The organism is Paracoccus sp. NFXS7 (assembly GCF_040148865.1).
In the GTDB taxonomy this organism is placed as follows: Bacteria; Pseudomonadota; Alphaproteobacteria; order Rhodobacterales; family Rhodobacteraceae; genus Paracoccus; species Paracoccus marcusii.
Map to the genome: position 1 here is coordinate 179,682 of NZ_JAKEKV010000002.1, position 26,576 is coordinate 206,257.

General features: G+C 70.7%; 26 protein-coding genes and 2 riboswitches. Of the genes, 19 read left to right on the plus strand and 7 right to left on the minus strand.

Features of this window, described 5'->3' with window-relative positions:
* The first annotated feature begins 30 nt into the window (after positions 1-30).
* A complete protein-coding gene (gene aroQ / locus LZ686_RS05560) occupies positions 31-459 on the plus strand; it encodes a type II 3-dehydroquinate dehydratase (RefSeq protein ID WP_042250123.1) in 429 nt (142 codons plus the stop codon).
* Positions 460-705: 246 nt separating this feature from the next.
* On the opposite strand, the gene LZ686_RS05565 is transcribed toward aroQ, so the two are convergent.
* From LZ686_RS05565 to cobO, 3 genes are all read right to left on the minus strand, one after another.
* Complete coding sequence (locus tag LZ686_RS05565; protein ID WP_045981574.1) at positions 706-2,064, minus strand: alpha,alpha-trehalose-phosphate synthase (UDP-forming); 1,359 nt, start codon at positions 2,062-2,064, stop codon at positions 706-708.
* A 9-nt stretch (positions 2,065-2,073) separates the two neighbouring features.
* On the minus strand, positions 2,074-2,796 hold the full coding sequence (otsB, locus tag LZ686_RS05570) for a trehalose-phosphatase (protein WP_349547210.1): 723 nt from the start codon (positions 2,794-2,796) through the stop codon (positions 2,074-2,076).
* Between the two features lie 101 nt (positions 2,797-2,897).
* Positions 2,898-3,527 (minus strand): cob(I)yrinic acid a,c-diamide adenosyltransferase, encoded by a 630-nt coding sequence (cobO, locus tag LZ686_RS05575; RefSeq protein ID WP_349547211.1) that lies wholly within the window; start codon positions 3,525-3,527, stop codon positions 2,898-2,900.
* A gap of 40 nt (positions 3,528-3,567) precedes the next feature.
* Positions 3,568-3,793, plus strand: a riboswitch (cobalamin riboswitch).
* Between the two features lie 95 nt (positions 3,794-3,888).
* Between cobO and LZ686_RS05580 the strand changes: the two genes are divergently transcribed.
* Genes LZ686_RS05580 through cobJ form a run of 7 tightly spaced genes read left to right on the plus strand, consistent with a single transcriptional unit; the run spans position 3,889 to position 11,694 of the window.
* Entirely contained in the window at positions 3,889-4,299 is a 411-nt protein-coding gene (locus tag LZ686_RS05580; protein WP_349547212.1) for a DUF1636 family protein, read from the plus strand.
* 2 nt (positions 4,300-4,301) lie between these two features.
* Positions 4,302-5,345, plus strand: coding sequence for a cobalamin biosynthesis protein CobW (gene cobW / locus LZ686_RS05585; protein WP_349547213.1), 1,044 nt, complete (start codon positions 4,302-4,304; stop codon positions 5,343-5,345).
* A complete protein-coding gene (gene cobN, locus LZ686_RS05590) occupies positions 5,345-8,518 on the plus strand; it encodes a cobaltochelatase subunit CobN (protein WP_349547214.1) in 3,174 nt (1,057 codons plus the stop codon). The genes cobW and cobN overlap by 1 nt, the downstream gene beginning before the upstream one ends.
* Positions 8,515-9,603, plus strand: coding sequence for a precorrin-3B synthase (cobG, locus tag LZ686_RS05595; protein ID WP_349547215.1), 1,089 nt, complete (start codon positions 8,515-8,517; stop codon positions 9,601-9,603). Before cobN ends, cobG begins: the two co-directional genes overlap by 4 nt.
* On the plus strand, positions 9,603-10,232 hold the full coding sequence (locus LZ686_RS05600) for a precorrin-8X methylmutase (RefSeq protein WP_349547216.1): 630 nt from the start codon (positions 9,603-9,605) through the stop codon (positions 10,230-10,232). Before cobG ends, LZ686_RS05600 begins: the two co-directional genes overlap by 1 nt.
* Positions 10,232-10,969 (plus strand): precorrin-2 C(20)-methyltransferase, encoded by a 738-nt coding sequence (gene cobI / locus LZ686_RS05605; RefSeq protein WP_349547349.1) that lies wholly within the window; start codon positions 10,232-10,234, stop codon positions 10,967-10,969. The genes LZ686_RS05600 and cobI overlap by 1 nt, the downstream gene beginning before the upstream one ends.
* Positions 10,966-11,694: a precorrin-3B C(17)-methyltransferase gene (cobJ, locus tag LZ686_RS05610; RefSeq protein ID WP_349547217.1), complete on the plus strand. Its 729-nt coding sequence runs from the start codon at positions 10,966-10,968 to the stop codon at positions 11,692-11,694. The genes cobI and cobJ overlap by 4 nt, the downstream gene beginning before the upstream one ends.
* Here cobJ and LZ686_RS05615 read toward each other — a convergent pair.
* On the minus strand, positions 11,670-12,407 hold the full coding sequence (locus LZ686_RS05615) for a cobalt-precorrin-6A reductase (RefSeq protein WP_349547218.1): 738 nt from the start codon (positions 12,405-12,407) through the stop codon (positions 11,670-11,672). The genes cobJ and LZ686_RS05615 overlap by 25 nt on opposite strands.
* Between LZ686_RS05615 and cbiE the strand changes: the two genes are divergently transcribed.
* The 6 genes from cbiE (at position 12,406) to cobF (ending at position 17,675) form a co-directional block, all read left to right on the plus strand.
* Positions 12,406-13,602: a precorrin-6y C5,15-methyltransferase (decarboxylating) subunit CbiE gene (gene cbiE / locus LZ686_RS05620; RefSeq protein WP_349547219.1), complete on the plus strand. Its 1,197-nt coding sequence runs from the start codon at positions 12,406-12,408 to the stop codon at positions 13,600-13,602. The genes LZ686_RS05615 and cbiE overlap by 2 nt on opposite strands.
* Positions 13,584-13,907 carry a cobalamin biosynthesis protein gene (locus LZ686_RS05625; RefSeq protein ID WP_349547220.1) on the plus strand — a complete coding sequence of 108 codons (324 nt, stop codon included), beginning with the start codon at positions 13,584-13,586 and terminating at the stop codon, positions 13,905-13,907. The genes cbiE and LZ686_RS05625 overlap by 19 nt, the downstream gene beginning before the upstream one ends.
* Positions 13,904-14,671, plus strand: a complete 768-nt coding sequence (cobM, locus tag LZ686_RS05630) for a precorrin-4 C(11)-methyltransferase (RefSeq protein ID WP_349547221.1) — start codon at positions 13,904-13,906, stop codon at positions 14,669-14,671. Before LZ686_RS05625 ends, cobM begins: the two co-directional genes overlap by 4 nt.
* Complete coding sequence (locus LZ686_RS05635) at positions 14,668-16,005, plus strand: cobyrinic acid a,c-diamide synthase CobB (RefSeq protein ID WP_349547222.1); 1,338 nt, start codon at positions 14,668-14,670, stop codon at positions 16,003-16,005. The genes cobM and LZ686_RS05635 overlap by 4 nt, the downstream gene beginning before the upstream one ends.
* A gap of 21 nt (positions 16,006-16,026) precedes the next feature.
* Positions 16,027-16,241, plus strand: a riboswitch (cobalamin riboswitch).
* Positions 16,242-16,272: 31 nt separating this feature from the next.
* Entirely contained in the window at positions 16,273-16,938 is a 666-nt protein-coding gene (locus LZ686_RS05640; protein ID WP_252928663.1) for an energy-coupling factor ABC transporter permease, read from the plus strand.
* Entirely contained in the window at positions 16,935-17,675 is a 741-nt protein-coding gene (gene cobF, locus LZ686_RS05645; protein ID WP_349547223.1) for a precorrin-6A synthase (deacetylating), read from the plus strand. The genes LZ686_RS05640 and cobF overlap by 4 nt, the downstream gene beginning before the upstream one ends.
* A 15-nt stretch (positions 17,676-17,690) precedes the next feature.
* Here cobF and LZ686_RS05650 read toward each other — a convergent pair whose 3' ends face one another.
* On the minus strand, positions 17,691-18,587 hold the full coding sequence (locus LZ686_RS05650; protein ID WP_347917712.1) for a GAF domain-containing protein: 897 nt from the start codon (positions 18,585-18,587) through the stop codon (positions 17,691-17,693).
* A gap of 331 nt (positions 18,588-18,918) precedes the next feature.
* Between LZ686_RS05650 and LZ686_RS05655 the strand changes: the two genes are divergently transcribed.
* From LZ686_RS05655 to LZ686_RS05675, 5 genes are all read left to right on the plus strand, one after another.
* A complete protein-coding gene (locus LZ686_RS05655) occupies positions 18,919-19,410 on the plus strand; it encodes a Csu type fimbrial protein (protein ID WP_349547224.1) in 492 nt (163 codons plus the stop codon).
* Positions 19,411-19,421: 11 nt separating this feature from the next.
* Positions 19,422-20,135: a fimbrial biogenesis chaperone gene (locus LZ686_RS05660; RefSeq protein WP_349547225.1), complete on the plus strand. Its 714-nt coding sequence runs from the start codon at positions 19,422-19,424 to the stop codon at positions 20,133-20,135.
* Between the two features lie 25 nt (positions 20,136-20,160).
* Positions 20,161-22,560 (plus strand): fimbria/pilus outer membrane usher protein, encoded by a 2,400-nt coding sequence (locus LZ686_RS05665; protein WP_349547226.1) that lies wholly within the window; start codon positions 20,161-20,163, stop codon positions 22,558-22,560.
* Positions 22,503-23,486 (plus strand): Csu type fimbrial protein, encoded by a 984-nt coding sequence (locus LZ686_RS05670; protein ID WP_349547227.1) that lies wholly within the window; start codon positions 22,503-22,505, stop codon positions 23,484-23,486. Before LZ686_RS05665 ends, LZ686_RS05670 begins: the two co-directional genes overlap by 58 nt.
* 127 nt (positions 23,487-23,613) lie before the next feature.
* Positions 23,614-23,814 (plus strand): hypothetical protein, encoded by a 201-nt coding sequence (locus tag LZ686_RS05675; RefSeq protein ID WP_127897629.1) that lies wholly within the window; start codon positions 23,614-23,616, stop codon positions 23,812-23,814.
* A 27-nt stretch (positions 23,815-23,841) separates the two neighbouring features.
* Here LZ686_RS05675 and LZ686_RS05680 read toward each other — a convergent pair whose 3' ends face one another.
* Together LZ686_RS05680 and LZ686_RS05685 are read right to left on the minus strand one after the other, a co-directional pair.
* Complete coding sequence (locus tag LZ686_RS05680; RefSeq protein WP_349547228.1) at positions 23,842-25,719, minus strand: bifunctional sugar phosphate isomerase/epimerase/4-hydroxyphenylpyruvate dioxygenase family protein; 1,878 nt, start codon at positions 25,717-25,719, stop codon at positions 23,842-23,844.
* Positions 25,716-26,576 carry a shikimate dehydrogenase family protein gene (locus tag LZ686_RS05685; protein WP_349547229.1) on the minus strand — a complete coding sequence of 287 codons (861 nt, stop codon included), beginning with the start codon at positions 26,574-26,576 and terminating at the stop codon, positions 25,716-25,718. Before LZ686_RS05685 ends, LZ686_RS05680 begins: the two co-directional genes overlap by 4 nt.

Below are 26,576 nucleotides of genomic sequence, written 5' to 3' on the forward strand. Positions count from 1 at the left end.
GCGCTAGCAAGCCCCAGCAAGGAGACCCCGATGCCGCTGATCCATGTCCTGAACGGTCCGAACCTGAACCTGCTGGGCCAGCGCCAGCCCGAGGTCTATGGCCACGAGACGCTGGCCGATCTCGAGGCGCTGTGCCGCAAGGCCGCCGCCCCGCATGACATCCGCTTCCTGCAGTCGAACTGGGAAGGCCAGATCGTCGACTGGATCCACGAAGCCCGGCTGGAAGCCGCGGCCATCGTCATCAACCCGGCGGCACTGACCCATACCTCGGTCGCGGTGCTGGATGCGCTGAACGCCTTCGACGGCCCGGTGATCGAGGTCCATATCAGCCAGGTCCACAAGCGAGAGGCGTTCCGCCACCATTCGTTCGTGTCAAAGCGCGCCGACGGGGTGATCGCGGGGCTGGGGCTGAACGGCTATGCCGCGGCCCTGCGCCACGTGGCGGGCCTGATCGGCTGAGACGAAAAGACCGCCGGACCTGGCCGCAGGGAGGAGGGGGGCGGCAGGACCGGCGGCTTTCCGAAGTGTCCGTGGCCGGACCGGGAGGAGGACGCCACGAAGCATCTGCTTCATAGGTCCACCATGCGCCGGACCCGCGCCCCTGTCACCGCAGGCCGCGCCGCTTGGTCAACCGGGACGTGCGCTGCCACGGGACCGGGCGCAATTTGAGGGTATTGCCCGATCCTTGGGCACACCCCGCGCGAATCACCGCGCCGTCAGCGCCTCCAGATAGGTGCGCGACCACCAGGCGACATCGTGGTCCACCACGCCTTCCAGCAGGGCGGCATGGCGGTCGCGGCGTTCGGCTTGCGACATCCGCATCGCCTGGGCCATCGCGACGGCCAGATCGTGCGGGTCGTGGGGGTTGATGATCAGCGCCTCGGCCATGGTCTCTGCGGCCCCGGCAAAGCGCGACAGGATCAGCACGCCCGGATCGTCGGGATTCTGGGCGGCGACGTATTCCTTGGCGACCAGGTTCATCCCGTCGGCCAGCGGCGTGACCAACCCGATGCGCGCCTGCCGGTACAGCCCCGCCAGCACGGGACGCGGAAACGGCCGATGGATGAACCGGATCGGCGTCCAGTTCAACGTCGCGAACTGGCCGTTGATGCGTCCGGCTAGGTGTTCGGTCTCCTCCCGGATGTCCTGATAGGCTTCGACCTCGCCCCGCGTCGGGGGCGCGATCTGCAGGAACGAGATTTTCTCGTGCAGGTCGGGGATCTTTTCCAGCAGCAGTTGATAGGCCCGGAACCGCTGCGGGATGCCCTTGGAATAATCCAGCCGGTCGACACCGATCATCATCTTGGCCCCGGTCAGCAGGCGCATGCGGTCGCTGTCGGGGGCGTCTGCTGCCTCGGTGATGAAGGCCGCGGCGTCGATGCCGATCGGAAAGACCTGCGTGCGAACCATGCGTCCCGACAGCCGGAAGCGGTCCGGCGCGACCTGATCGCCGTCTGCCAGCTGGCGCGCGCTTTCGGCAAAGGCACCAAGGTCGCGTTCGGCCTGGAACCCCAGCAGATCGTAATGGGACAGCCAGTCGAACAGCTGCGCGGGGTTGGGCAGGGCCGCGCAATCGGCCGGACCCGGAAAGGGGATGTGCAGGAAATGGCCGATCGGGTTTTCCACCCCCAGGGCGCGTAGTTCGGCGGCCAGCGGGAACAGGTGATAATCCTGCACCCAGATCCGGTCGTCGGGGCGCAGGACCGGCAGCAGCATCCGCGCGATGCGCTGGTTCACCCGTGCATATCCATCCAGGTATTCGGGCCGGATGCGCATCAGGTTGGGGCGCCCATGGCACAGCGGCCACAGGATGGAGTTGGAATAGCCCAGATAGTATTCGTCATGCTCTTGCGGGGTCAGGTCAAAGGACAGCCGTTGGAATGCCGCGCCCGGATGGTCCTGCAGGTCGGGCGCGGGATCGTCCGTCACCTCGCCCGAGAAACCCACCCACACCCCGCCGGAACTGCGCAGCGCATCCTCCAGCGCCACCACCAGCCCGCCCGAAGGGTCGTCCCCCAGCGGCAGGCGGTTCGAGACGACGATCAGGCGCGGTTCGGTGGACATGGGCATTCCTCAGTTCAGCGATGCGTCAAGCCAGGCGGCCAGCGCGGCAGGGTCGGACAATCGGTGATGCGCGGCGGTGGGACCGTCGCCGATCTTGATGGCAAAGCCGCCGCGGGCCTGCGCCTCGGCCATGGCGGGTTCGTCGGTGGTATCGTCGCCCGCAAAGACCGGCACGCGCCCGGCAAAGGGCTCAAGCGTCATCAGATGGGCCAGCGCGCTGTCCTTGCCGACGCCGCCGGGGCGCAGTTCGACCGCCATCTTGGCGGGCTGCAGCACCAGGTGCGGGTTCCGGTCGGCCAGATCCTGCATCACCTCCTCGACAAAGGCGCGCAGATCGGGGGCGTCCCGATAATGCAGTGCGACGCCATGGGGCTTTTCCTCGACCAACAGGGCGGGATGGGGCGCGGCGGCGGCATAGGCCGCGGCATGAAGGGGGCCCGCGTCGAAATCGACCCGGTGCAGGGTCTGGATGCGGCCGGGGCGCAGCGACAGTTCGGCGCCGTGGCTGCCCGCCACGATGCCCTCGAACCCATCCATATGTCCGCGCAGGTCGGCCACGTCGCGCCCCGAGATCAGCGCCACCGCACCCCCCTGCCGCCGGTACAGCGCCGCCAGCCGGTCGCGCAGCGCCTGCGTGACAACGACCGCATCGGGCCGGGGGGCGATGTCGACCAGGCAACCATCGAAATCGAGAAACAGCGCGGCGTCGGGGGCAAGCGGGGGTGGGGTCACGTCAGGCGGGCTCCGGCGATTGGGATATACCAAAGGGAACCCGTGACTCCCCCCGAGGGTTCACCGCCGCGTGAGGTTTTTTGACCGCCGACCGGCGCGCGTCAGTATTCGACCCCGGCCTGCGCCTTGATCCCAGACCGGAACGGATGCTTGATCTGGGTCATCTCGGTCACCAGATCAGCGGCCTCGATCAGCGCGTCGGGGGCGCCGCGCCCGGTCAGCACCACATGGGTCATGGCGGGCTTTTCCGCCTGCAGAAAGGCCACCACATCGGCCGCGTCCAGATAACCATAGCGCAGCGCGATGTTGATCTCGTCCAGCAGGACCATGCGGATGGCCGGGTCACGGATCAGGTCCTGCGCGCGCGCCCATCCGGCCTGCGCCATGGCGATGTCGCGGGACTTGTCCTGCGTCTCCCAGGTAAAGCCCTCGCCCATGGCGTGGAACTGGCAGATGTCGGTGAAATGCGTGGTCAGCAGCGTGCGTTCGCCCGTGTCCCACGCGCCCTTGATGAACTGCACAACGGCGCAGGGCATCCCGTGCGCGATGGAGCGCATGATCATGCCGAACCCCGATGACGACTTGCCCTTGCCCGGCCCGGTATGGACGATGATCAGGCCCTTTTCGCCGGTCTTGGTCTCCATCATGCGGTCGCGGGCGGCCTTTTTCTTGGCCATCTTGGCGGCGTGGCGGTCCTGATCCTCGGCGGAAATCGGGTCGGTCTGCGTCATCGGGTCGCTCCTTGCGGTTGACAAACGGCGGGTGCGGGGGTTTGGGTGAGGGCGTGTTGGTTCCTGTCTATGACAGGCGAAGAGGGAATGCGACAAGGCCCCGGGTCATCAGACCCGCGACCCCAAGCGCAGCCGCCCCCGCGACCGTGACCGGAGAGGTCGCCCGATCCACTGGCCCCGATTGGGGCTGGGAAGGTGGGACGACCGTCGGGGCATCCGCCCCTGGATCCGCAAGCCGGGAGACCTGCCAGCACCTGACGATGACGGGCGAACGGGGTGTTTCGCGACCGGCAGGTGATGGCCGGATGCCCCGTGCCGCCTCCTCTCGGACGCCCCTTGCCGCAACAAGGAAGGGGCCGCGATGCGCGCCGTTCTGCATGTCTGCACCACCTGTCGCGGCACCGTGCCCGACCCGGTTCCCAATGCCGCAGGGACCGATGCCGCAAGGACGGATGCCCTTGGCCTGGACACGCCGCGCCTTGGCGCTCGGCTGCACGACCTGCTGTCCCGCACCGCCCCCGACGGCGTCGAGATCCGCCCCGTCGAATGCCTTTCCGCCTGTTCGCAGGGCTGTTCCGTCGCGCTGTCCGCGCCGGGCAAGTGGTCCTATGTCTATGGCCGCCTGACGCTGGACGACGCCGCCGACATCCTGTCGGGCGCGCGCGCCTATGCCGGAACCGCCGACGGCATCGTGCCGTGGCGCGAACGCCCCGCCGTCTTCCGCAAACAGAGCCTTGCCCGCATCCCCCCGCATACCCTGTCGCAGGAGTGACCATGATCGACCTTATCAAGACCCCCGTCACCGTGATCACCGGCTTTCTGGGGTCGGGCAAGACGACCCTGGTGCGCCATCTGATGGCCAACCCCCAGGGGCTGCGCCTTGCGGTGATCGTGAACGAATTCGGCACGATGGGCGTGGATGGAGAGATCCTGAAGGGTTGCGCCGACGCCTCCTGCCCGGCCGAGAATATCGTCGAGCTGTCGAACGGCTGCATCTGCTGCACCGTCGCCGACGACTTCATCCCCACGCTGGAGGCGCTGATGGCGCTTCCCGCCCGCCCGGACCACATCCTGATCGAGACGTCCGGGCTGGCGCTGCCGAAACCGTTGCTCAAGGCCTTCGACTGGCCCGCCATCCGCTCGCGCATCACCGTGGACGGCGTGATCGCCTTGGCCGATGCCGAGGCCGTGGCAGCAGGTCGCTTCGCCCCCGACGTGGCGGCGGTGGACGCGCAGCGCGCCGCCGACCCCGGCCTGGACCACGAGACGCCCCTGTCCGAGGTCTTCGAGGATCAGATCGCCTGCGCCGACGTGATCCTGCTGACCAAGGCCGATCTGGCCGGACCGGAGGGCGTCGCCGCCGCCCGCGCCGCGATCGAGGCCGAGCTGCCCCGCCCCCTGCCCATTCTGACCGTGACCGAGGGCGCGGTCGATCCGCGCCTGATCCTGGGCCTGGGCAAGGCCGCCGAGGACGACCTGGACGCCCGCCCCAGCCATCACGACGGCGCCGAAGACCACGAGCATGAGGATTTCGACACCGTCGTCATCGACCTGCCCGAGATTACCGACCCGGCCGATCTGGCCGCCCGCATCGCCCGTCTGGCCGCCGAGCAGAACGTGCTGCGCGTCAAGGGCCATGTCGCCGTCGCGGGCAAGCCCATGCGCCTTCTGGTGCAGGCCGTGGGCTCGCGGGTGCGCCATCAGTACGACCGCCCGTGGGGCCAGACCCCGCGCCGGTCGCGCCTTGTGGTGATCGCGGAGCATGACGACGTGAACCCCGACGCGATCCGCGCCGTGCTGGAGGGTGTCCCCGCCTGATGCATGTCATCTTCCGCGAACAGGTCGGGCTTGAAAAGTCTGACGCCCCCTATGATCCCGGTCAGACCCCCGGCGATCTGGTGGTCCTGTCCTTTTCGGACAGCGACCTGGGGGCCTTTGCGGAAGGCTGGCGGCGCGCGGCGGGGGGGCTTCCGCCCACGCGGCTGTGCAACCTGGTGGCACTGCGGCACCCGGTCTCGGTCGACACCTATGTCGAGAACACCCTGTCGGGCGCGCGCGGCATCCTGATCCGGTTGATCGGTGGCGAGGCTTACTGGCCCTATGGCCTGGCGTCGGTGCAGGACCTGGCGCGCAGGCGCGGCATCGCGCTGGCCGTGCTGCCAGCGGACGGCCGCGACGATCTACGGCTGGAGGAGATCTCGACCGTTCCCCCCTCGGTCCTGCGCGTGCTGCGGCGGCATTGCGACCAAGGCGGCGCGGTCGCGGCGCAGGCGGCGCTGGCGCAGATGGCCATCGCATCGGGCCTGCAGGCCGCGCCCGTGCCGGGGGTCAAGACCCTGCCCGCGATGGGGTTCTACGATCCCAACCGGGGGGTGGTCGCCGATCCGGGCCCTATTGCGGCGCTGGTCACCTTCTATCGCAGCTGGCTGGCGGCGGCGGATGTGGCGCCCATCGACGCACTGATCCGGGCGTTGCGGGCGCGGGGCATCGCGGCGATGGGCGTCTTTGCCCCGTCGCTCAAGGCGCCGGGCCTGGGCGACTGGCTGGCCGGTGCCCTGCCGGGCGGGCTCGCGCTGGTCGTGAACGCGACCGGGTTTTCCGGGGGGAATGCGGGTCCGTTCGACAGCTGGTCCTGCCCGGTGTTCCAGGTGGCCCTGTCCACCAACCGCCGCCGCGACTGGCTGGCGGCCGAACGCGGGCTGTCGCCGTCGGACCTGGCGATGAACGTCGTTCTGCCCGAGGTCGACGGCCGCATCTTCGCGGGCCTCATCAGCTTCAAGGCGGTCAGCCCGCGCGACCCGGACCTGCAATATTCGCGCTTCGTGCATCGGCCCGATGGGCCGATGCTGGCCCGGGCCGTCGACCGCATCGCCGCCTGGCAGGCGCTGGCGCAGGGGGCGGGGCGCGTGGCGATGGTGCTGTCGACCTATCCGGGGCGCGATTGGCAACAGGCCCATGCCGTGGGGCTGGACGCGCCGGCATCCGCGCAGGCGGTGGGGGCGATGCTGGGCACGGACCTGCCCGCGCTGCCGGACGGCACCCTGGCTTGGCCGCTGGACGATTACCGCGCGGCGCTGGCCCGCCTGCCGCAGGCGCTGCAGGACGATCTGCACGCGGCCTGGGGGCCACCCGAGACCGATCCCGATTGCCGGGGCGGGGCGTTCCACATGCGCGCCAGCCGGCACGGGCCAGTGATCCTGGCGCTGCAGCCCGAACGCAGCCACCGCGCGGGGCGGGCGGACAGCTATCACGACCTGACCCGCGTGCCGCGCCATGCCTATGTGGCCTTCTATCTGTGGCTGGCGCAGCAGGGCGCGCAGGCGCTGATCCATATGGGCGCGCATGGCACGCTGGAATGGCTGCCGGGCAAGGCGGTGGCGCTGTCGGGCGACTGCTGGCCGCAGGCGCTGCTGGGAGCGATGCCGGTGATCTATCCCTTCATCGTCAACGATCCGGGCGAGGCCGCGCAGGCGAAACGCCGCATCGGGGCGGTGACCCTGGGCCATATGCCGCCCCCCATGCGGGACGCGGCCCTGCCTCCCGGCATGGCGGGGCTGGAGCGGTCCCTGGACGAATATTCCACCGCCGACGGGCTGGACCCCGCGCGCCGCGACCGCCTGATCGCCGCGATCCGGGACGAGGCGCGCGCCCTGGGGGTCGAGGCCGATCTGGGCATCCCCTCTGACGCCAGCGCGGCGGAGGCGATCACCCGCATCGACCGATTCGTCTGCGATATCAAGGAAAGCCAGTACGGAGAGGGGCTGCATGTCTGGGGCAGCGGCGCCTGTGGCCAGGCCGAACGCGACGGGCTGATGGCCGCGCTGGCCGGGCGGTTCGTGCCGCCGGGTCCGTCTGGATCGCCCAATCGGGGGCGGTCGGACGTGATGCCCACGGGGCGCAACCTCTTCAGCGTGGACCCGCGCGCGGTGCCCACGCCCTCGGCCCATGCGCAGGGGGTGAAGCTGGCCGAGGAGCTGCTGCGCCGCCACCTGCAGGATCACGGCGACTGGCCGCGCGGGCTGGTCGTGGACCTCTGGGGCAGCGCGACGATGCGCACCGCCGGAGAGGAATTCGCCATGGCCCTGCATCTGGCCGGGCTGAAGCCGGTCTGGGATGCCGGGTCGGGCCGCGTCTCGGGGGTCGAGGTCGTGCCGCTGGCCCTGCTGGGCCGTCCGCGGATCGACGTGACGCTGCGGGTCTCGGGCCTCTTCCGCGACGTGTTCCCGGTGCTGGCGCAGCTGTTTCAGACCGGGGCCGCCACGCTGGCCGCGCGGGATGAGGCGCCCGACCAGAACCCCTATGCCGGGGGCGCGCGGGTCTTTGGCCCGCAGCCGGGGCAATACGGGCTGGGAATGGGCACCGCGCCCACGGAATTCACCGATGCCGCGCGGCAGGCGGCGGGCGAGGCTTGGATCGCCGCCTCCAGCTGGGCGATCGGCGCGGATGGCGCCAGCCAGGAGGACCGCGCCGCGCTGGAGGCGCGGCTGACCCGCGCCGACAGTTTCGTCCACGCGCAGGACCTGCCCGAGACCGACCTGCTGCTGGCCGCCGATTACGCCGCGCATGAGGGCGGGTTCGCCGCCGCCATGGCACGGATCGGGGCGGATGCGCCCGCGCTTTACCATCTGGACGCCACGCAACCCGACCGCCCCCGCGCCCGGACCCTGACCGAGGAGATCGCCCGCACCACCCGCGCCCGCGCCGCCGATCCGGCCTGGGCCGACGCCATGACGCGCCACGGCTATCGCGGCGCGGCCGAGATCGCGGCGACGCTGGATCACATGGCGGCCTTCGCGCATCTGGCGGGGGCGGTGCCCGCGCATCTGTTCGACCTCTATCACGATGCGACCCTGGGCCGCCGCGAGATCGTGGCCTTCATGCAGGACGCGAACCCCGCCGCCCTGGCCGCGATGCGCGATCTGTTCCAGCGGCTGCACGATGCGGGCCTGTGGGTCACGCGGCGCAACTCGATCATGGCGGGGCTGTCATGATCCGCGGCTGGTGCCCCGGTGCGCTGCAGCCGATGGAGTCGGGCGACGGCTGGGTGGTGCGCATCCGCCCCCCCGGCGGACGTCTGGACGCGGCCCAGGCCCAGGCCATCGCCGATGCCGCCCAGACCCATGGCAACGGCGTGATCGAGCTGACGGGCCGCGCCAACCTGCAGCTGCGCGGGGTGACGCCCGCAACCCATGCGCCCCTGATCGCGGCGCTGCGCCCGCACGGGCTGATCGACCCTGACATCGCCACCGAGACGCGCCGCAACATCCTGGTCACGCCCTTTGCAGATGCCGTGGCCGATGCGTTGGCCGCCGATCTGGCGGCGGCGCTGGCCGCAAGCGACCTGACCCTGCCCGCCAAGTTCGGCTTTGCGGTCGATACCGGCCCGGCACCCGTGTTGACCCGCGACCCGGCAGACATCCGCATCGAGGCCGGCCCGACGCTCCGCGCCGACGGCATGGACCGCGCCGCGCCCTATCGCGGGCCGCAGGATGCGCTGGCGCTGGCGCGCTGGTTTCTGGATCAGGGCGGCGCGCCCGAAGGGCGGGGCCGCATGGCTGCGCTGACCGCGCGGGTGCAGCCCCCCGGCGCCACCCTGCCCGCCCCCCGACCCGCAGCGCCGCCGCAGCCGGGGCCGCATCCGCAAGGCCTGCTGGTCGCGCTGGAATTCGGCCAGATCACCCCCGACACGCTGCGTCGCCTTGGGCGCCTGGCACCGCTGCGCCTGACGCCGTGGCGGATGCTGCTGGTCGAGGGGGTCCGCCACCTGCCCGCGCTGGAGGGTCTGATCCTGGACCCCCGCGATCCGCGCAATCGTCTGCGCGCCTGTCCCGGCGCGCCCGCCTGCCCGCAGGGGCGTGCCGCGACGCGCCCCCTGGCGCGGGCGCTGGCGCCGCTGATCCCGGCGGATGCGGTGCTGCATGTCAGCGGCTGCGCCAAGGGCTGCGGCTGGCCGCGTGCCGCCGACCTTACGCTGACCGCGACGCCCGAGGGGTTCGACCTGATCCGCCATGGCCGCGCCCATGACCCCGCCGCCCTGCGCGGCCTGCACCCCGATCAACTGCCGAAGGTTCTGTGATGCCCCATGACTACGAAAGGGACGGCGCCGCGATCTATCGCCAGTCCTTCGCCACCATCCGGGCCGAGGCCGATCTGGCGCGTTTCGACGCGGACGAGGAACCCGTCGTCGTCCGCATGATCCATGCCGCGGGCCTGGTGGGGCTGGAACGCGACGTGGCCTTCACCCCTGGCATGGCGACCGCCGCCCGCGCGGCGCTGGCCGCCGGTGCGCCGATCCTCTGCGACGCGCATATGGTCAGCGAGGGCGTCACCCGCGCCCGCCTGCCCGCCGACAACGCGGTGATCTGCACCCTGCGCGACCCGCGTGTGCCGGACATGGCGCGCGACCTGGGCAACACCCGCAGCGCCGCCGCGCTGGAGCTGTGGCGGCCGCATCTGGCGGGGGCGGTCGTGGCCATCGGCAATGCGCCCACCGCGCTGTTTCACCTGCTGAACATGCTGGAGGACCCCGCCTGCCCCCGCCCCGCCGCGATCATCGGCTGTCCCGTGGGCTTCGTCGGCGCAGCGGAGTCCAAGGACGCGCTGATGGCGGCGCCGCCCGCGCCGTCGGTCGTCGTCCGCGGCAGGCTGGGCGGGTCGGCCATCACCGTCGCCGCGATCAACGCGCTGGCCAGCCGGAGGGAATGATGGGACGCATCATCTGCGCAGGTCTGGGGCCGGGCGATCCGGACCTGATCTCGGTCCGGGCCGACCGGGCGGTGCGCGCCGCGCGCCACATCGCCTATTTCAGGAAGCCCGGCAGGCCCGGTCAGGCGCGGCGCATCGTCCAGGGGATGCTGACCGCCGATGCGGTCGAATATCCGATGGAGTATCCGGTCACGACCGAGATCCCCTTCGATCATCCCGACTACAACGACGCGCTGGCGGGGTTCTATGACCTCTGGGCCGCGCGCCTGGCGCAGCTGGCCCAGACCGACGACGTGGTGGTCCTGTGCGAGGGCGATCCGTTCCTCTATGGCAGCTTCATGCATCTGCAGGTGCGCCTGCAGGGACTGGCCGAGGTCGAGGTGATCCCCGGCATTCCCGGCATGGTCGGCTGCTGGAACGCGGTGGGCCAGCCGATGACGTGGGGCGATGACGTGCTGACCGTGCTGATGGGCACCCTGCCCGAGGCGGACCTGATCCGCCACATGCAGGGCAGCGACGCGCTGGTGGTGATGAAGACCGGCCGCAACCTGCCAAAGCTGCGCCGCGCGCTGGCGGCATCTGGGCGTCTGGCGGACGCCTGGCTGATCGAACGCGGCACCATGCCCGGCCAGCGCATCCAGCCGCTGCGCGAGGTGGCCGATGACGACTGCCCCTACTTCGCGATCCTGCTGGTCCATGGTCACGGGCGGCGCCCCATGGCGCGGGTGGCGGAATGAGCGGCTGGATCGCCGTCGCGGGGCTGGGGCCGGGGTCGGACGCCATGGTGACGCCCGAAGTCGCCGCCGCGCTGGACCAGGCAACCGACGTGATCGGCTACATCCCCTATGTCGCGCGGGTGGCGACGCGACCCGGCCTGACGCTGCACGCCAGCGACAATCGAGTGGAGCTGGACCGCGCCCGCCATGCCCTGTCGCTGGCGGCGCAGGGCGGGCGGGTGGTCATCGTCTCCTCGGGTGATCCGGGCGTCTTCGCCATGGCCTCCGCCCTGTTCGAGGCGTTGGAGGCCGACGGTGGCGATCCGGACATCCGCATCCTGCCCGGCATCACCGCGATGCTGGCGGCGGCGGCGCGGGCGGGCGCGCCTTTGGGCCATGATTTCTGCGCGATCAACCTGTCGGACAACCTCAAGCCCATGGCGCTGATCGAACACCGCCTGCGCCATGCGGCGCGGGGCGATTTCGCGATGGCCTTCTACAACCCGCGCTCGGCCAGTCGACCCGCAGGCTTTGCCCGCGTGCTGGAGGTGCTGCGCGAGGAATGCGAACCCGAGCGCCTGATGATCTTTGCCCGCGCCGTCACCACGCCGGACGAGGCGCTGCGCGTGGTCACGCTGGCCGAGGCCACGCCCGAGATGGCCGACATGCGCACCGTCGTCTTGGTCGGCAACCGCGCCACGCGGCACGTGGGGCGGTGGGTCTATACCCCGCGGGGGGCGGTCTGATGCAGCCAGTCCAGCGCCTGTTCCGGCGTGGCGACCTGCGGCCGGTCCGGCGCGGCCGGTCGGTCGATCAACACGACCCGCACGCCCAGATCACGCGCCGCGTCCAACTTTGCGCTGGCCCCCGCACCGCCGCTGTTCTTGGCGACCAGATGGGTGATGCCATGCGCCTGCATCAGCGCCCGGTCGCCCTTGGCCGTGAAGGGGCCACGCGCCAGCACGACCCGCGCGCCGGGCAAGGGGGGCGCATCGGGCGCATCGACCAGCCGCAAGAGCCAGCGATGCGGCAGGGCGGCAAAGGGCGCCAGGGTCTGCCTGCCGATGGCGAGGAACACGCCGGTGGGCGCGCAGGGCAGCGCCGCGACCGCGCCCGCAATGTCCGGGACGCGGCTCCAACCGGGATCGACCGGCCAGGCGGGGCGGCGCAGCATCAGCATCGGCACCCCCGCCGCGCGGCAGGCGGCATCCGCATTGCGGCTGATCTGGGCGGCAAAGGGATGGGTCGCATCAATGACCGCGCCGATGTCCTGGTCCCGCAGATAGCGCGCCATCCCCTCGGCCCCGCCGAAGCCGCCGATCCGGGTGGGCAGGGGCTGGACGATGGGCGCCTCGGTCCGTCCGGCATAGGAGAAGACCGCCGCGACACCGGCGCGGGCCAGCAGGGCGGCCAGGCGGCTGGCCTCACTCGTGCCGCCCAGCAGCAGGATGCGTCGCATGTCTGACCCTTGGCTGACGATCATCGGGATCACCGAAGATGGACCGGACGGCCTGCCCGGCGCAAGCCTGCGCGCGCTGGCGGCGGCCGAGATCGTCTTTGGCGGCCCGCGCCACCTGGCGCTGGCGGGGGTGGGCGCGCGGGGGCGGGCCTGGCCGGTGCCCTTCGACCTGGCGCCGCTGCTGGCGCTGCGGGGGCGGCGGGTGGCGGCGCTGGTTTCGGGCGATCCGTTCTGGTGCGGCGCGGGGGGCAGCATCGCGGCGGCGCTGGAGCACCACGAATGGCACGCCCTGCCCGCGCCGGGGGTGCTGTCGCTGGCCGCAGCGCGCCTTGGCTGGCGGCTGGAGGAGGTGGTGACCCTGGGCCTGCATGCCGCGCCCTTCGCGCGGCTGCGCCCGCATCTGGCGCGCGGCTGCCGGATCATCGCGACGCTGCGCGATGGCGACGCGCCCGCCGCGCTGGCCCGATGGCTGGTCGAACAGGGCACGGGGGCCGCGTGGCTGACGGTGCTGGAGCGTCTTGGCGGGCCGTCCGAACGGGTCCGCATTACCCAGGCCGACGGCTTTGCGCTGACCTGCGCGGCGCCGGTGGCTGTGGCCATCGACGGGGCGGATCTGCCGCGCGGCTTCGGCCTGCCTGCGGTGCCGGGGCGGGCGGACGCGCTCTTCACCCATGACGGGCAGATCACCAAATCGCCCATCCGCGCGCTGACCCTGGCGGCCCTGGCCCCGCGCGCGGGAGAGGTGCTGTGGGACATCGGCGGCGGTTCGGGATCGGTCGCGGTGGAATGGGCTCTGGCCGGGGGCCGCGCCGTGACGGTCGAGCCGCGCGCCGACCGGATCGCCACCATCCGCGCCAATATCGATGCCTTCGGCCTGGGCGGGCGGATCACGGTGATCGAAGGGTCGGCGCCCGAGGCGCTGCCCTCCGACACCCCCGATGCGATCTTTGTCGGCGGCGGCGCGTCGCAGGCGCTGCTGGAGGCGCTGTGGGCACGCCTGCCCCCCGGCGCGCGGCTGGTCGCCAATGCCGTGACGCTGGAGACGGAATCGCTGCTGACCCGCTGGCACGCGGATCACGGCGGCCGGCTGCTGCGCATCGACATCGCCGAGGCCGCCCCCCTGGGCCGGATGCGCGGCTGGACCCCCGCCCGCCCGATCGTGCAATGGAGCGTCACATGCGCATCGCCGGAATAGGCTGCCGCCCCGGCACCCCCCTGCCCGCGCTGCTGGCCGCGCTGGAGGCCGCAGGCGGTGCTGACGCGCTGGCCACCATTCCCGAATGCGCGCCCGAACTGCGTCCGCTGGCCGATGCACACAGCCTGCCGCTGCATCTGGTCGCCGTGGCGGGCATCGCCACGCCCACGCAATCGCCCCGAATCCTGGCCGCCTTCGGCACCGGATCGGTGGCCGAGGCCGCCGCCATTGGGGCGGGCGGCCGCCTGACCCATCCGCGTCGGACCTTCGGTCCCGTCACCATCGCCATCGCAGAGGTTCCATGACCGTCCATTTCATCGGCGCAGGCCCCGGCGCGCCCGACCTGATCACGCTCCGCGGCCGCGACCTGATCGCGGCCTGCCCGGTCTGCCTCTATGCCGGGTCGCTGGTGCCCGCCGCCCTGCTGGCCCATTGCCCGCCCGGCGCACGCATCGTGAACACCGCGCCGCTGTCGCTTGATGAGATCATGACCGAGATGCAGGCGGCGCACGTCGCGGGCCAGGATGTCGCGCGGCTGCATTCGGGCGATCTGTCGGTCTGGTCCGCGATGGGCGAACAGATCCGCCGGTTGCGGGCGCTAGACATCCCCTTCGACGTGACGCCGGGCGTGCCCAGCTTTGCCGCCGCCGCCGCCGCACTGCAGGCGGAGCTGACCCTGCCCGGTCTGGCGCAGTCGGTGGTGCTGACCCGCACGCCGGGGCGCGCCTCGACCATGCCCGAGGGCGAGACGCTGGCGGCCTTCGCCGCGACCGGGGCGACGCTGGCGATCCACCTGTCGATCCACGCGCTGGATCGGGTGGTGGCCGATCTGACCCCGCATTACGGCCCTAATTGCCCGGTGGCGGTGGTCTGGCGGGCCAGCTGGCCGGACCAGCGGGTGATCCGCGCGACGCTGGCCACCGTGCACGCGCAGGGCATCGACCGGACCGCGCTGATCCTGGTCGGGCCCGCGCTGGCGGGCGAGGGGTTCGAAGACAGCCGTCTTTACGCCGCCGATTACGACCGCCGCTATCGCCCCGTGGGCAACGCGCCGAGGTTTCCTGAATGACGCGCCCCCTGACGCCGGGCCTGATGATCTCGGCCCCCGCATCGGGGACCGGCAAGACGATGCTGATGCTGGGCCTGCTGACCGCGCTGCGCAGGCGCGGGCTGGTGGTGCAGCCCTTCAAGTCGGGGCCCGACTACATCGATCCGGGGTTCCACTTCGCGGCCTCGGGGCGGGCCAGCTTCAACCTGGATGCCTGGGCGATGGAGCCGGGGCGCCTGATCGCTCATGCGACCGGCCAGGCGAACGCCGATCTGGTCTTGGCCGAGGGGTCGATGGGCCTGTTCGACGGGGTCGCGACGAAGGGGGAAACCGGCATCGGCTCCAGCGCCGAGATCGCCCACATGATGGGCTGGCCGGTGGTGCTGATCCTGGATGTCAGCGGGCAGGCACAGTCGGCGGCGGCCACGGCGCGGGGCTTTGCCACGCTGCGCCCCGACCTGCCCTTCGCGGGGGTGGTGCTGAACCGCGTGGCCTCGCCGCGCCATGACCGGCTGATCCGCGAGGGGATGGATGAGGCGGGCATCCGCGTGCTGGGCAGCCTGCCGCGTCAGGGCACCATCACCCTTCCCGAACGCCATCTGGGCCTGATCCAGGCCGAGGAGACGGCGGGCCTGCAGGCCATCCTGGACCATGCGGGCGATTTCATCGCGGCGCATTGCGATCTGGAGGCGATCATCGCAGCCGCCGCGCATCGCGCCCTGCCCGAGGCGCCTGCGCCCCGACCGCTGACGCCCCCCGGCGGGCGGATCGCGCTGGCCCGCGACGCGGCCTTCAGCTTCGTCTATCCGCATGTGCTGGAGGCGTGGCGGCGGGCGGGGGCCACGATCCTGCCCTTCTCTCCGCTGGCGGATGAGGGGCCAGATGACAGCGCCGACTGCTGCTGGCTGCCAGGCGGATACCCGGAGTTGCACGCGCCCCGGCTGGCCGCCTGCGACGGGTTCCGCACGGCCATGCACCGCTTTGCGGGAACGCGGCCGGTGCATGGGGAATGCGGGGGATACATGGCGCTTGGGGCAGGTCTGGTGGACGCTGCTGGAAAGCGACACCAGATGTTGGGGCTTCTGGGGTTGGAGACCAGCTATGCCAAACGCCGGATGCATCTGGGGTACCGCCGCGCCGATCCGCTGACCGCCCTGCCGGGACTGGGTCGCACGGCGCTGCGGGGGCATGAATTCCACTATGCCTCGATCCTGTCCCAGCCCGATGCACCCCTGGCGCGCGTGACCGACGCGACCGGCGCCGCGGTGGAGGAAACCGGCAGCCACCGGACGATGTCCGGGGGCGGGCATGTGACCGGCACGTTCTTTCACCTGATCGCCCCGGCCGCGACTTGACGCAGGCCCTGCGATCCCGTCTATCTGACCGTCTGAATGGTGCCCGTCAGGCGTGAAACGCCGGGCTTCATCGGGAACGGGGAAGGGTGGACCCAATCGCGGCACCCGAAGCCCCGGCCGCCCCCGCGACTGTATGCGGAGAGCGCGCGTCACCCATGCCACTGGAGCGATCCGGGAAGGCCGACGCCGCGCCCGGACCCGCAAGCCAGGAAACCGGCCATGTCAGGCAACCCCATGCCGTCGGGTGGACGGCCACAGGAGGATGACATGCACATCGAAGAGGGCGTCGTCACCGGCGCCAAGCTGATACTGGGCTATGCCACGGCCGCCACGGCCGGGCTTTACGCGCTGAGGCTGGCGGCCCAGGCCCTGCGCGCGCAGGGCGGGGCGTCGCTGGCGGCGCGCGGGGCGCTGGCGACGGCCGCGACCTTCGTGTTCTTCCAGGTCCTGCCCACCGCGCCCGTGGGCGTGTCCGAGGTGCACCTGATCCTGGGATCGACGCTGTTCCTGATCCTGGGCGCGGCGCCGGCGGCGATCGGGCTGGCCCTGGGCCTGCTGATCCAGGGACTGTTCTTCGCGCCGTTCGATCTGCCGCAATACGGGATGAACGTGACCACACTGCTGGTGCCGCTATTCGCGCTGCAGGCGGTGGCGCGGCGGGTGATTGCGCCGGACACCGCCTATGTGGACCTGCGCTATGGTCAGGCGCTGGCGTTGTCGGCGGCCTATCAGGGGGGCATCGTGGCCTGGGTCGCGTTCTGGGCGTTCTATGGTCAGGGCGCCGGTGCGACGGCGGGGGTCCTGTCCTTCGGCGCGGCCTATCTGCTGGTCATCGTGGTCGAGCCGCTGGTCGATCTGGCCGCGCTGGCGGGCGCCAAGGCGGCGCGCGGCCTGCGCGGCAGCGGGCTGGTGACGCCCCGGCTCTACGCATGATCGATCTGGTGCTGATCGGGGCCGGCACGGGCCATCCCGACCACCTGACCCTGCAGGGCGTCCGCGCCCTGCAGGAGGCCGATCTGGTCCTGATCCCCCGCAAGGGCGCCGGGAAGGAGGATCTGGCCCATCTGCGCCGCGCGATGCTGGACCGCCACCGCCCCGGCGGCGCCGTGGCCCAGATCGACCTGCCGGTGCGCGATGCAAACCTGCCCTATCTGGAGGCCGTCGACCAATGGCATGATGCCATCGCGCAAGCTTGGGCGGCGGCCGTCGCGGCGGCGCTGCCGCAGGGCGGGACGGTGGCGATGCTGGTCTGGGGCGACCCGTCGCTCTATGACAGCAGCCTGCGCATTGCCGCGCGTCTGGACTGGCGCGCACGGGTGATCCCGGGAATCACCGCGATCCAGGCCCTGTGCGCTGCCCATGCCATTCCGCTGAACGCCCTGGGATCCGAGGTGCGGATCACCACCGGGCGGCGGCTGCGCGACGCGGGCTTTCCCGGCGACGCCGACCGGGTCGTGGTGATGCTGGACGGCACCTGCGCCTTTGCGACGCTGCCCCCGAAGGGCCTGCAGATCTGGTGGGGCGCCTATCTGGGCATGCCCGAACAACTGCTGGAGGCGGGCCCCTTGACCGAGGCCGGACCGCGGATCGAGGCGGCACGCGCCGCCGCCCGGGCCGCGCATGGCTGGATCATGGATTGCTATCTGCTGGCCCGCGACGATGCAGCGTGACCGGCGCGCGGGACGTCAGGATGTCAGGCGGGTCGCGTCGTTGATCGTGCAGTCCCATGTCAGCCCGCCGTTCCGACCGGATGCGGGAAGCCCATGCCCCTCCAGCCACTTGACCTGACCGTCAGGCAGACGGATGCGCCAGCGATGGTGCCACGGGATCATTCCAGCGGCAGAGTTTCCGAACGATGCGCGGGCCAGCGGATAATCCTCGACCATGCAGAAGGCGAAGACATCGCCGAACCGCGCCATGTATTCGGCGGCCGGGATGCCCCAGATCTGCTGCGTCTCCGCGGTCGCCGCGTCGATCGTCTCGGTCCCGTCGGGGGCATGGTGATAGGTCAGGACCGCGCTGGTCGGCTGTGGCAGGGCCGAGGCGCCGCCCGGTTCCTGACCGATGGCGGTCCGCATCCGTTCGGACAGGACCATCGTCTTGATCTGGGTCGAGACACCTTCCGCAAAGGCCTGCAGCACCTCGACATTGGCCGACGTCCAGTCCCGCGGCCTGCTTTCGGCGACGCAGAGGGCGGCGATGGCCCTGCCCGTCTCATCCTTGACCGGCACGCCCAGATAGGCGACCACGCCGAACCTGCCGATTGCCAGATGCCCGCTGAACCGCGGGTCGATCCGGGCATCCGCGATGACCAGCGGCGCGGAATTCGCGACGACGATCCGACAGAAGGAATAGGCAAGCGACGTGACGCGATCCTCGTCCGCGGTCAGCATCAGGCCCGCCTCGGCCTTGAAGAACTGGCGGTCGTTCGCCTCGTCGATGATCGTCAGCAGGCTGGCTTGGCATGAGAATATCCGCCGCGCCTGCTCGACGACGCGGTCGAAGACCGGCGTCCGCGTCGGACGCAGCACGCCGTTTTCGTAGAGACGGATCAGGCCCGAATCGGTCGGCGGAACGTCCATGCCGGACAAGTCCCGTCGCGGGGTGCCATCTGTGGCGGCGGATCCGGCGCCAGGGTCACCCGCACGTTTCCAGTTCAAGGTCATGACCGAATTCTTTCGATACCCGGACTGCGACGGCAATGACCGCCGCGGCCAGGGATAAGGCATGGGTCCGCGGGGCGATCCGCGGATATGGGGAATTTGAGCAAAATCAAGGTTACACACTGGAAGGTTTAGTTTGACGCGAAATCACTGTGCCCGATACTTCTTAATACACCTTTAAGATGTGCTTTTTGCTTAGTCTGCAAAACTTCGGATCGGCGTTCTCGAATTTTGGAGCATATGAACCATCATGACACAGGAAATTTTTCCGACGATCTTAGGCGTGATCGCCCTTTCGGCGACGGCGCCCCTGGCGCAGACGGTGACGACGGACAGCTTCGACGTCCGGATCACCATCGTCGCCGAATGCGAGATCACCTCGACCGAGACGCTGGATTTCGGGACCCAGGGCGTGCTTGGCACGGATGTCGATGCCGCGGCCACGATGGAGGTCACCTGCACCGACACCACCCCCTATGACATCGGCCTGAACGAAGGGCTGGGCGCAGGGGCCACGACCAGCGTGCGCCAGATGACGTCGGGCGGAGAGACGATCGCCTATGCCCTGTTCCAGGACGCCGGGCGGGTGACGAACTGGGGCAATGCCGTGGGCGCGGACACCCAGCCCGCGACGGGGACGGGCGACGCGCAATCCTTCACGGTCTTCGGCCGGGTCCTGGCACAGGCGACGCCTGCGCCAGGAACCTATACCGATACCGTCACGGTGACCGTCACCTACTGAAAGGCCAGACCATGCGTGGATTCCTTGCAGGCGGCCTTCTGGCCGTATCGATGTCGCTTGGCCTGGCGGTGGGGGCCGCGGCGCAGGGGTTGAGGGTCTCTCCGGTGCTGCTGGAGGTTCCGGCGCCCGGGGCGGCGACCACCCTGACCCTGCGCAACGAAGGCAGCCAGCCGATCACCGTCCAGTCGCGCGTCTTCCGCTGGCTGCAGCCCGGTGCCCAGGACAGCCTGGAACGCAGCGCGGATGTCGTGGTCAGCCCGCCCGCGATCCAGCTTGCACCCGGCGCGACGCAGACGATCCGCGTCGTCCGCGTCGCGCGCACCCCGGTCAGCGGAGAGGAGGCCTATCGCGTCATCCTGAACGAGATCCCGGACCAGTCGCGCAGACAGGCGGGCGCCGTGGCCTTTGCCCCCGAACTGCGCATCCCGGTGTTCTTTGCCGATGCCGGGGTACGGTCCGCCGATGTCCGCTGGTCGCTGCGCCGATCGGGGGGCGCGACACATCTGGTGGCCCAGAACACCGGGGACAGCCGCCTGCGCATCGCCGACGTCACGCTGAGCGCGCCGAACGGCGCCACGGTGCGCCATCCCGGCCTGCTGGGATACGTGCTGGGCGGATCGTCGATGGAATGGCCGATCGCGCCGGCAGGGCAGCTGGGCGGTTCGGCGCGGCTGTCGACCGCGACCAACCTGGGGGCGCTGGACGTCGATGTCCCCATGCGCTGAGCGCATCGGCCGAGGGTGGCTGGTCATGACCGTCCTTGCGTCGCTGTGCTGCGGACCGGCGGGGGCCCAGAACATCCCGCCACCCGAGGCGGGGCAGGACCTGTACCTGGAGGTGTTCGTGAACGGCCAGCCCAGGAACCTGATCGCCCGCTTCACCGACGTGGGCGACGGCGTCCTCAGCGCGGATGCCGAGGACCTGCGCACCAGCGGCATCCTGGCCGGTGATGCCGTGACCGGAGAGGTCAGGCTGGACCAGATCCCCGGCCTTGGCTGGCGTCTGGTCGCGCCCGACCAGACGATCCGCTTCATCGTCCCGCCCGACATCGCAGCGCCCCACGAACTTGACGCCGGTACCCCGGCAGAGGACACCCCGCCCGGCGACGATGCCGGACCCGCGGTCGATCAGGGCTATGGCGTGGTGCTGAACTATGGGCTGAACGTCGAGACCTGGCGCGGCGATGCGGGGGCCGGCGGCCAGCTGGTCTCGGGCAGCGTCGACGGGCGGCTGTTCATGCCCCTGGGGGTGCTGAACCACGCATTCGTCGTCGCGCCGGACGGGGACGGATCGCACCGGTACCGGCGGCTGGAGACGAGCTGGCGCAGTTCGTTCCCCGGGCGCGCGATGCAGGTCCAGGTCGGGGACATCGCGTCACGCGGTCCCTCCTGGGCCAGGCCGGTCCGCATGGGCGGCGCCATGGTCGAGCGCAATTTCGGCCTGCAGCCCGATCTGGTCACGATCCCGCTGGCCGGGTTCGAGGGCAGCGCGGCCCTGCCCTCGACGGTCGAGGTCTTCTCGGATTCGATCCGGGCCTATTCCGCCGAGGTGCCCGCCGGCCCGTTCAGCATCCGCGACCTGCCCTTGAGCGGGGGGTCGGGGGTGGCGCGCGTCGTCGTGCGCGACGTGACGGGCCGCGAGACGCAGGTCGATCTGCCCTTCCTGATGTCGGACCTGCTGCTGAAACCGGGGCTTGCCGATTTCGCGCTGTCCGTGGGGCGGCCCAGGCTGGGCATCGGCACGCCAGGCGATCGCTATGGCGACGACATCTTCGGCGTGGGCACGCTGCGCTATGGCGTGACCGACGCGCTGACCCTGTCGGCCCATGCCGAAGGCGGGCGCGGCCTGCAGATGGCGGGGGCGGGGGCGGTGGTCCGGATCGGCCATCTGGGCACGGCCAGCCTTGGCCTGGCCGGCAGCCGGTCCGACAGGGGCAGCGGCGCGCTGCTGGATCTGTCGACCAGCCTGTCGATCGGCCCCGCCGCCCTGTCAGGCCGGCTGATGCGGACCCAGGGGCGGTTCGATGACGTCGCCGCCGTGTCGGCCACCCCACGGGGCGCGCGCACCGACCGATACGGCTTTCCCCGCCAGATCGCCCAGGTAAGCCTGTCGATGCCGCTGGACAGCCGGATCGGCAGCGGCGCCAGCCTGTTTCTTTCCGACATCCGTGCGCCCGGCCCGGTCTCCCGCGAAACCGCCCTGGGCCTGTCCTTCAGCCGGAGGCTGTGGGGCGACAGCAGCGTGACGCTGAGCGCGACATCGCTGCGCGGATCGCGGCGCGACACGACCGCGGGGGTCCAGCTGCAGATCCCCCTGGGAACCCGGCACTATGCCGGGATGCAGTCCGAACGCCGCCAGGGCGGATGGCGTCACTATGCGCAGATCAGCGGCCAACGCGCGGGCGACATCCCGCGCTGGAACTGGCGGGTGCAGGCGGACCAGGGGGACGGGCGCTCGATCCGGGCCGATGCGGGATACGAGAACCAGCTGGGTCGGGTCGAGGTCGCGGCGCGCAGCCAGTCGGGCGCCCAGGCCGTGGGCCTGCGGGTCGACGGAGCGATCGTCGCGTCGGGCGGTGGCGTCTTTCTGTCGCGCCCGGTCCAGGACGCCTTTGCCGTCGTCGATGCCGGCGCACCCGGGGTCGAGGTCAGCGCCGAGAACCGCACCGTCGGCCGCACCGGGCGGTCGGGCCGCATTCTGGTCCCCGACCTGCGCGCCTACGAGGGCAACGCGATCTCCATCGACCCGCTTGGGCTGCCGCTGGATGCGGCCGCCGATGCCACGCAGCGGGTCGTCCGCCCGGCCCACCGGTCGGGGGCGACGGTCACCTTTGGCGTGCAGACCAGCACGCGCGAGGCGCTGATCGGGCTGGTCGACGGCCAGGGCCAGCCGCTGGAGGTCGGAGGACGGGTGGTGCTGAACGATGACGGCGGCGACAACCTGGTCGGATTTGACGGAGAGACGTTCCTGTCCGGCATGCAGGAGACCAATGTGATCGCGGTGTCCTATCCCGACGGGCGGCGCTGCCGCGCCGAGGTCGCCTATGTCGACGAACCCGGTGTGCTGACCCATCTGCAGAAGGTGCCATGCCTATGGCCCCTGCCCCCTTCCGGCGTGCCATCCTGCTGTTCCTGGCCGCAGGTCTGCTGACCCTTGGGTTGGCCGCGCCGGTCCGGGCGCAAAGCTGTACCTTCTCGGCCAGCAACATCGTGCTGGGGCCCGTCGATGTCCTGGGTAGCAGCCCGACCACCGCTACGGGCAACATCGCGGTCAACTGCTCGACCTTCTTGGGGCTGCTGAACTCGATCACGGTGACGATCGAACTGGGCGACGGTTCGGCGGGCCTGTTCGGCAGCCTGCGCCGCCTTGGGGGGCCGTCGGGCAGCAGCCTGGCCTATGACCTGTACCAGAACCCGACCCACACGACGATCTTCGGAGGAAGTCAGGGAACGCATGGCGGGCAGCCCGTGGTCCTGACGGGCAGCTCGGTCCTGTCGCTGCTGACGACGACGGGCATGAACGTGCCGGTCTATGCCCGCGTCCCCGGCGCGCAGAACGCGGCCGTTCCGGGTGCCTACAGCGCGACATTTTCGCGTCAGCCGCTGGATGTCCGCGCCACGACCGAGACATGCCGGCCGGTTCTGGGATGCGACACGCGCGTCACCGGGTTCACCTTCATGGTGCAGGCCCAGGTTCGCCCGAACTGCCGCGTCGTCGCCGACGATCTGGACTTTGGTCAGCATGGCCTGCTGGACCGGCCGGTCGATGCGACCAGCCAGGTGCGCGTGACCTGCACCGCGGGAACCAGCTACAGCCTGGGGCTGGGTCACGGGCAGCAGGCGGCGGGGATCGGCGGCCGGCAGATGCGCGATCTGGCGGGACATCGCGTGGGCTATCAGCTGTATCGCGACGCGGCCCGGACACAGCCATGGGGGCTGATCGCGGACGGCCTGGCCACGACGGATGCGGGGACCGGGGTCTCGCGCGCCGTGACGGTCCATGGCCGCGTGCCCCCGCAGCCGACGCCCCCGCCCGGTGCCTATTCCGATACCGTCGTGGTCACGGTCACCTATTGATCTGTCCAAGGATCGGGCAGCGGCGAAAATTGGCTGATCCGGGCTGGCATGATGCAACCAAAGGATGAACGATGCAGTTTACCTGCGCCGACCGACAGTGCCCAGCCTTTGCGAAGACGGACATGCCATGCCCCGAATGATCCTGACCGATCCCGACACGCTGCAACCGCGGGCTATCGATTTCGACCGCGACACGGACTTTGAAACGCACGAAACGGTGGGTGGCCTGACCTCGCTGACGGTGCTGCATCGCAACCGCGCGACCACCTATCGGGTGGTCGAGACGGTCACGCAGATCCAGCTGCTGCGCAACGTCGCGCTGCGCTGACGCCTGTGAGCCGCGGCCGCCGCGACGCTAGTGGCGCGGCATTCCGGCGGGACGGGCGGCGCGTTTCTGCGCGGCGATGCGGAACGGGGCATTGGGCGCGCCATAGCCCGCATAGTTGCCCTGCCGCTGGACGATCTCAAGGAAGAAGCCGTCGGCGCGCGGTTCGCTGTACAGCTGGAAGAACTGTCCGCCTTCATCCTCGTCATACATGATCGATGCCGCCTGCATCCGGTCAACGAAGCCCTGATCAAGCCCGAACCGGGCCTGGATGTCGTCATAGTAGTTGGCGCCGATCCGCAGCGTGGCGAAACCGCGTTCCGCCAAGGCGGCGGCGGTGGCGAACAGGTCGTCGCTGGCAAAGGCTACATGCTGGACCGAGGCGCCGAAGCTGTCCTCGATGAACCGGCCGGCCAGGGTATGGCGCGCATCGGCCCCGTTCAGCGTCACCCGCAGCCCGCCCGACTGGACCGCCCGGCTGCGCACCAGCCCGTCGGGGTCCACGACATCGACCATGGGCGCCTTCTGCGCGTCGAAGATCGACGTGTAGAACAGCGACCAGCTGAGCATCTCATCATAGGCCATGGTCTGGCCGATATGGTCGATCCCGGTGATCCCGGCCCCGGCCTGCGCGGGCGTCGCACGGAAATCGACCTGCCAGATGCCTGCCAGGTCCGACGTGGCATCCAGCAGGCGGATCACGTTGCCGCTGACGCCCCGGATCGCGGGAATTGCCAGCTGTCCCGGCGGCGTCTCCTGGACCAGCGGCCGCGCCAGAAGCGCGGTCGCGCGCTGATACGCGGCGCGGGCATCGGGGACCATCAGCGCGATTTCCGACACGGTCGTCCCGTGGGTCACGTACGCGCTGTGGGCAAAGCCCGAGGGGTCGGAATTGACCAGCACGTTCACGCCGCCCTGACGCCAGACCGTCACCGGCTTGGAGACATGGCGCCCCCCTGCCGCAAAGCCAAGGGTGGACAGCAGCGTCTCCAGCGTGGGGGCCTCGGCCGCGCTGGTGGCGAATTCGATGTATTCGATCCGCTCGACCGGGGCCGGGGCGGGAAAGCGCGGCAGGTCGGGGGCGGCGGCCGGTTCGACACGCCGCACCTGATCCATCAGCGCGATCAGGCTGCGATGCCCGTCCTTGGCCACCATGCGCGGCAGGCCCGACCGGAACTGGTCGTTGAAGATCTCAAGGCTCAGCGGTCCGGCATAGCCCGTCGCCGCAACCGCCTGCATGAAGCTGGTCACGTCCAGATCACCCTCGCCCGGCATGTTGCGATAATGCCGCGACCAGTACAGCAGGTCCATGTCGATGGCCGGCGCATCGGCCAGCTGCACGAAGAAGATCCGGTCGCCCGGAATGGCCCGGATGGAGGCCGGGTCGATCCGGCGCGCCAGCGTGTGGAAACTGTCCAGGATCAGGCCGACATTCGGGTGGTCGGCGCGGCGCACCACCTCCCAGGCGTCGCGGTGGTCGTTCACGAAGCGGCCCCAGCACAGCGCCTCGAAGCCCACGCGGATGCCGTGGCGGGCCGCCAGATCGCCCAGGTCGCGGAAATCGCGCGCCATGCGGTCGATGCCGCCGATGGCCGCCGGATGGACGGTCGAACAGACCAGCATCAGGTCGGTGCCCAGCTGGTTCATCAGGTCGAACTTGCGTTCGGCCCGGGCCAGTGCGCGGCTGCGATGCGGTTCGGGCAGGCCCTCGAAGTCGCGGAAGGGCTGGAACAGCGTGATCTCCAGCCCGTGGTCGCGGACCATGCGCCCGACCTCGGCCGGGGTGAAGTCCGAGGCCAGGAAATCCTGCTCGAAGATCTCGATGCCGTCGAACCCGGCCTCGGCGATGGCGGCCAGCTTGGCGGTCAGGCTGCCCGACAGCGACACGGTGGCGATCGAGGTCTTCATCGCGCGTCCCGCCCGGCCGCCAGATCGTCGCGCAGGCGCGCCTCGTCCAAGGGCAGGCCGGTGAAGATGGCCCAGGCATCCACGCCCTGCCCCACGAACAGCTCGTATCCCGAGATGACGTCCAGACCCGCTGCCCCCGCATCGCGCAGGAACGGCGTGTCGACCGGGGTATAGACCGCGTCGAAGACCCACTCCGCCCCCATCATCAGATCGGCGGGCAAGGGCGTGCCGCCATAGCCGACCATGCCGACGGGGGTGCAGTTGATCAGCCCCTGCGCGCCGGGCGCCAGCGCCGCCGCATCGGTGCCGGTCCGCACGACCAGCCCCGGCGCGGCGTGGCGCAGCGCATCGGCCAGGCCGTCTGCCTTGGCCGCGTCGCGATCGGCCAGCCGGATCTCGGTTGCGCCCAAGGCGATCAGGCCGAAGGCCACCGCGCGCCCCACACCGCCCGCGCCGATCATCAGCACGGCCCCCGGCGCCCGTTCGCCCCGCACGCGCCGATAGGCCGCAACAAAGCCGGAATAGTCGGTGTTGAAGCCGCGCGGCCCTTCCGGGTCGAACAGCACCGTGTTGCAGGCCCCGATCGCCCTGACCAGCGGATCGTCGATGCGCAGCCGCCCCGCCACGACCTCCTTGTAGGGATAAGTGACGTTGATGCCGCGATAGCCCCCCGCCGCGCAGCGGGCGAACAGGGCGTCGAAGTCCAGCCCCTCGACCGCGGGGATCAGGCTGTCATAGCGCACCCGGCGCCCGTTCTGCAGGCCCGCCAAGCGGTGCAGGCGGGGCGACTGCGAGGCCGCGATGTTGTCGCCGATCAGGCCCAGCAGGATCGTGTCGGTCATGGTCAGGTCTTTCAT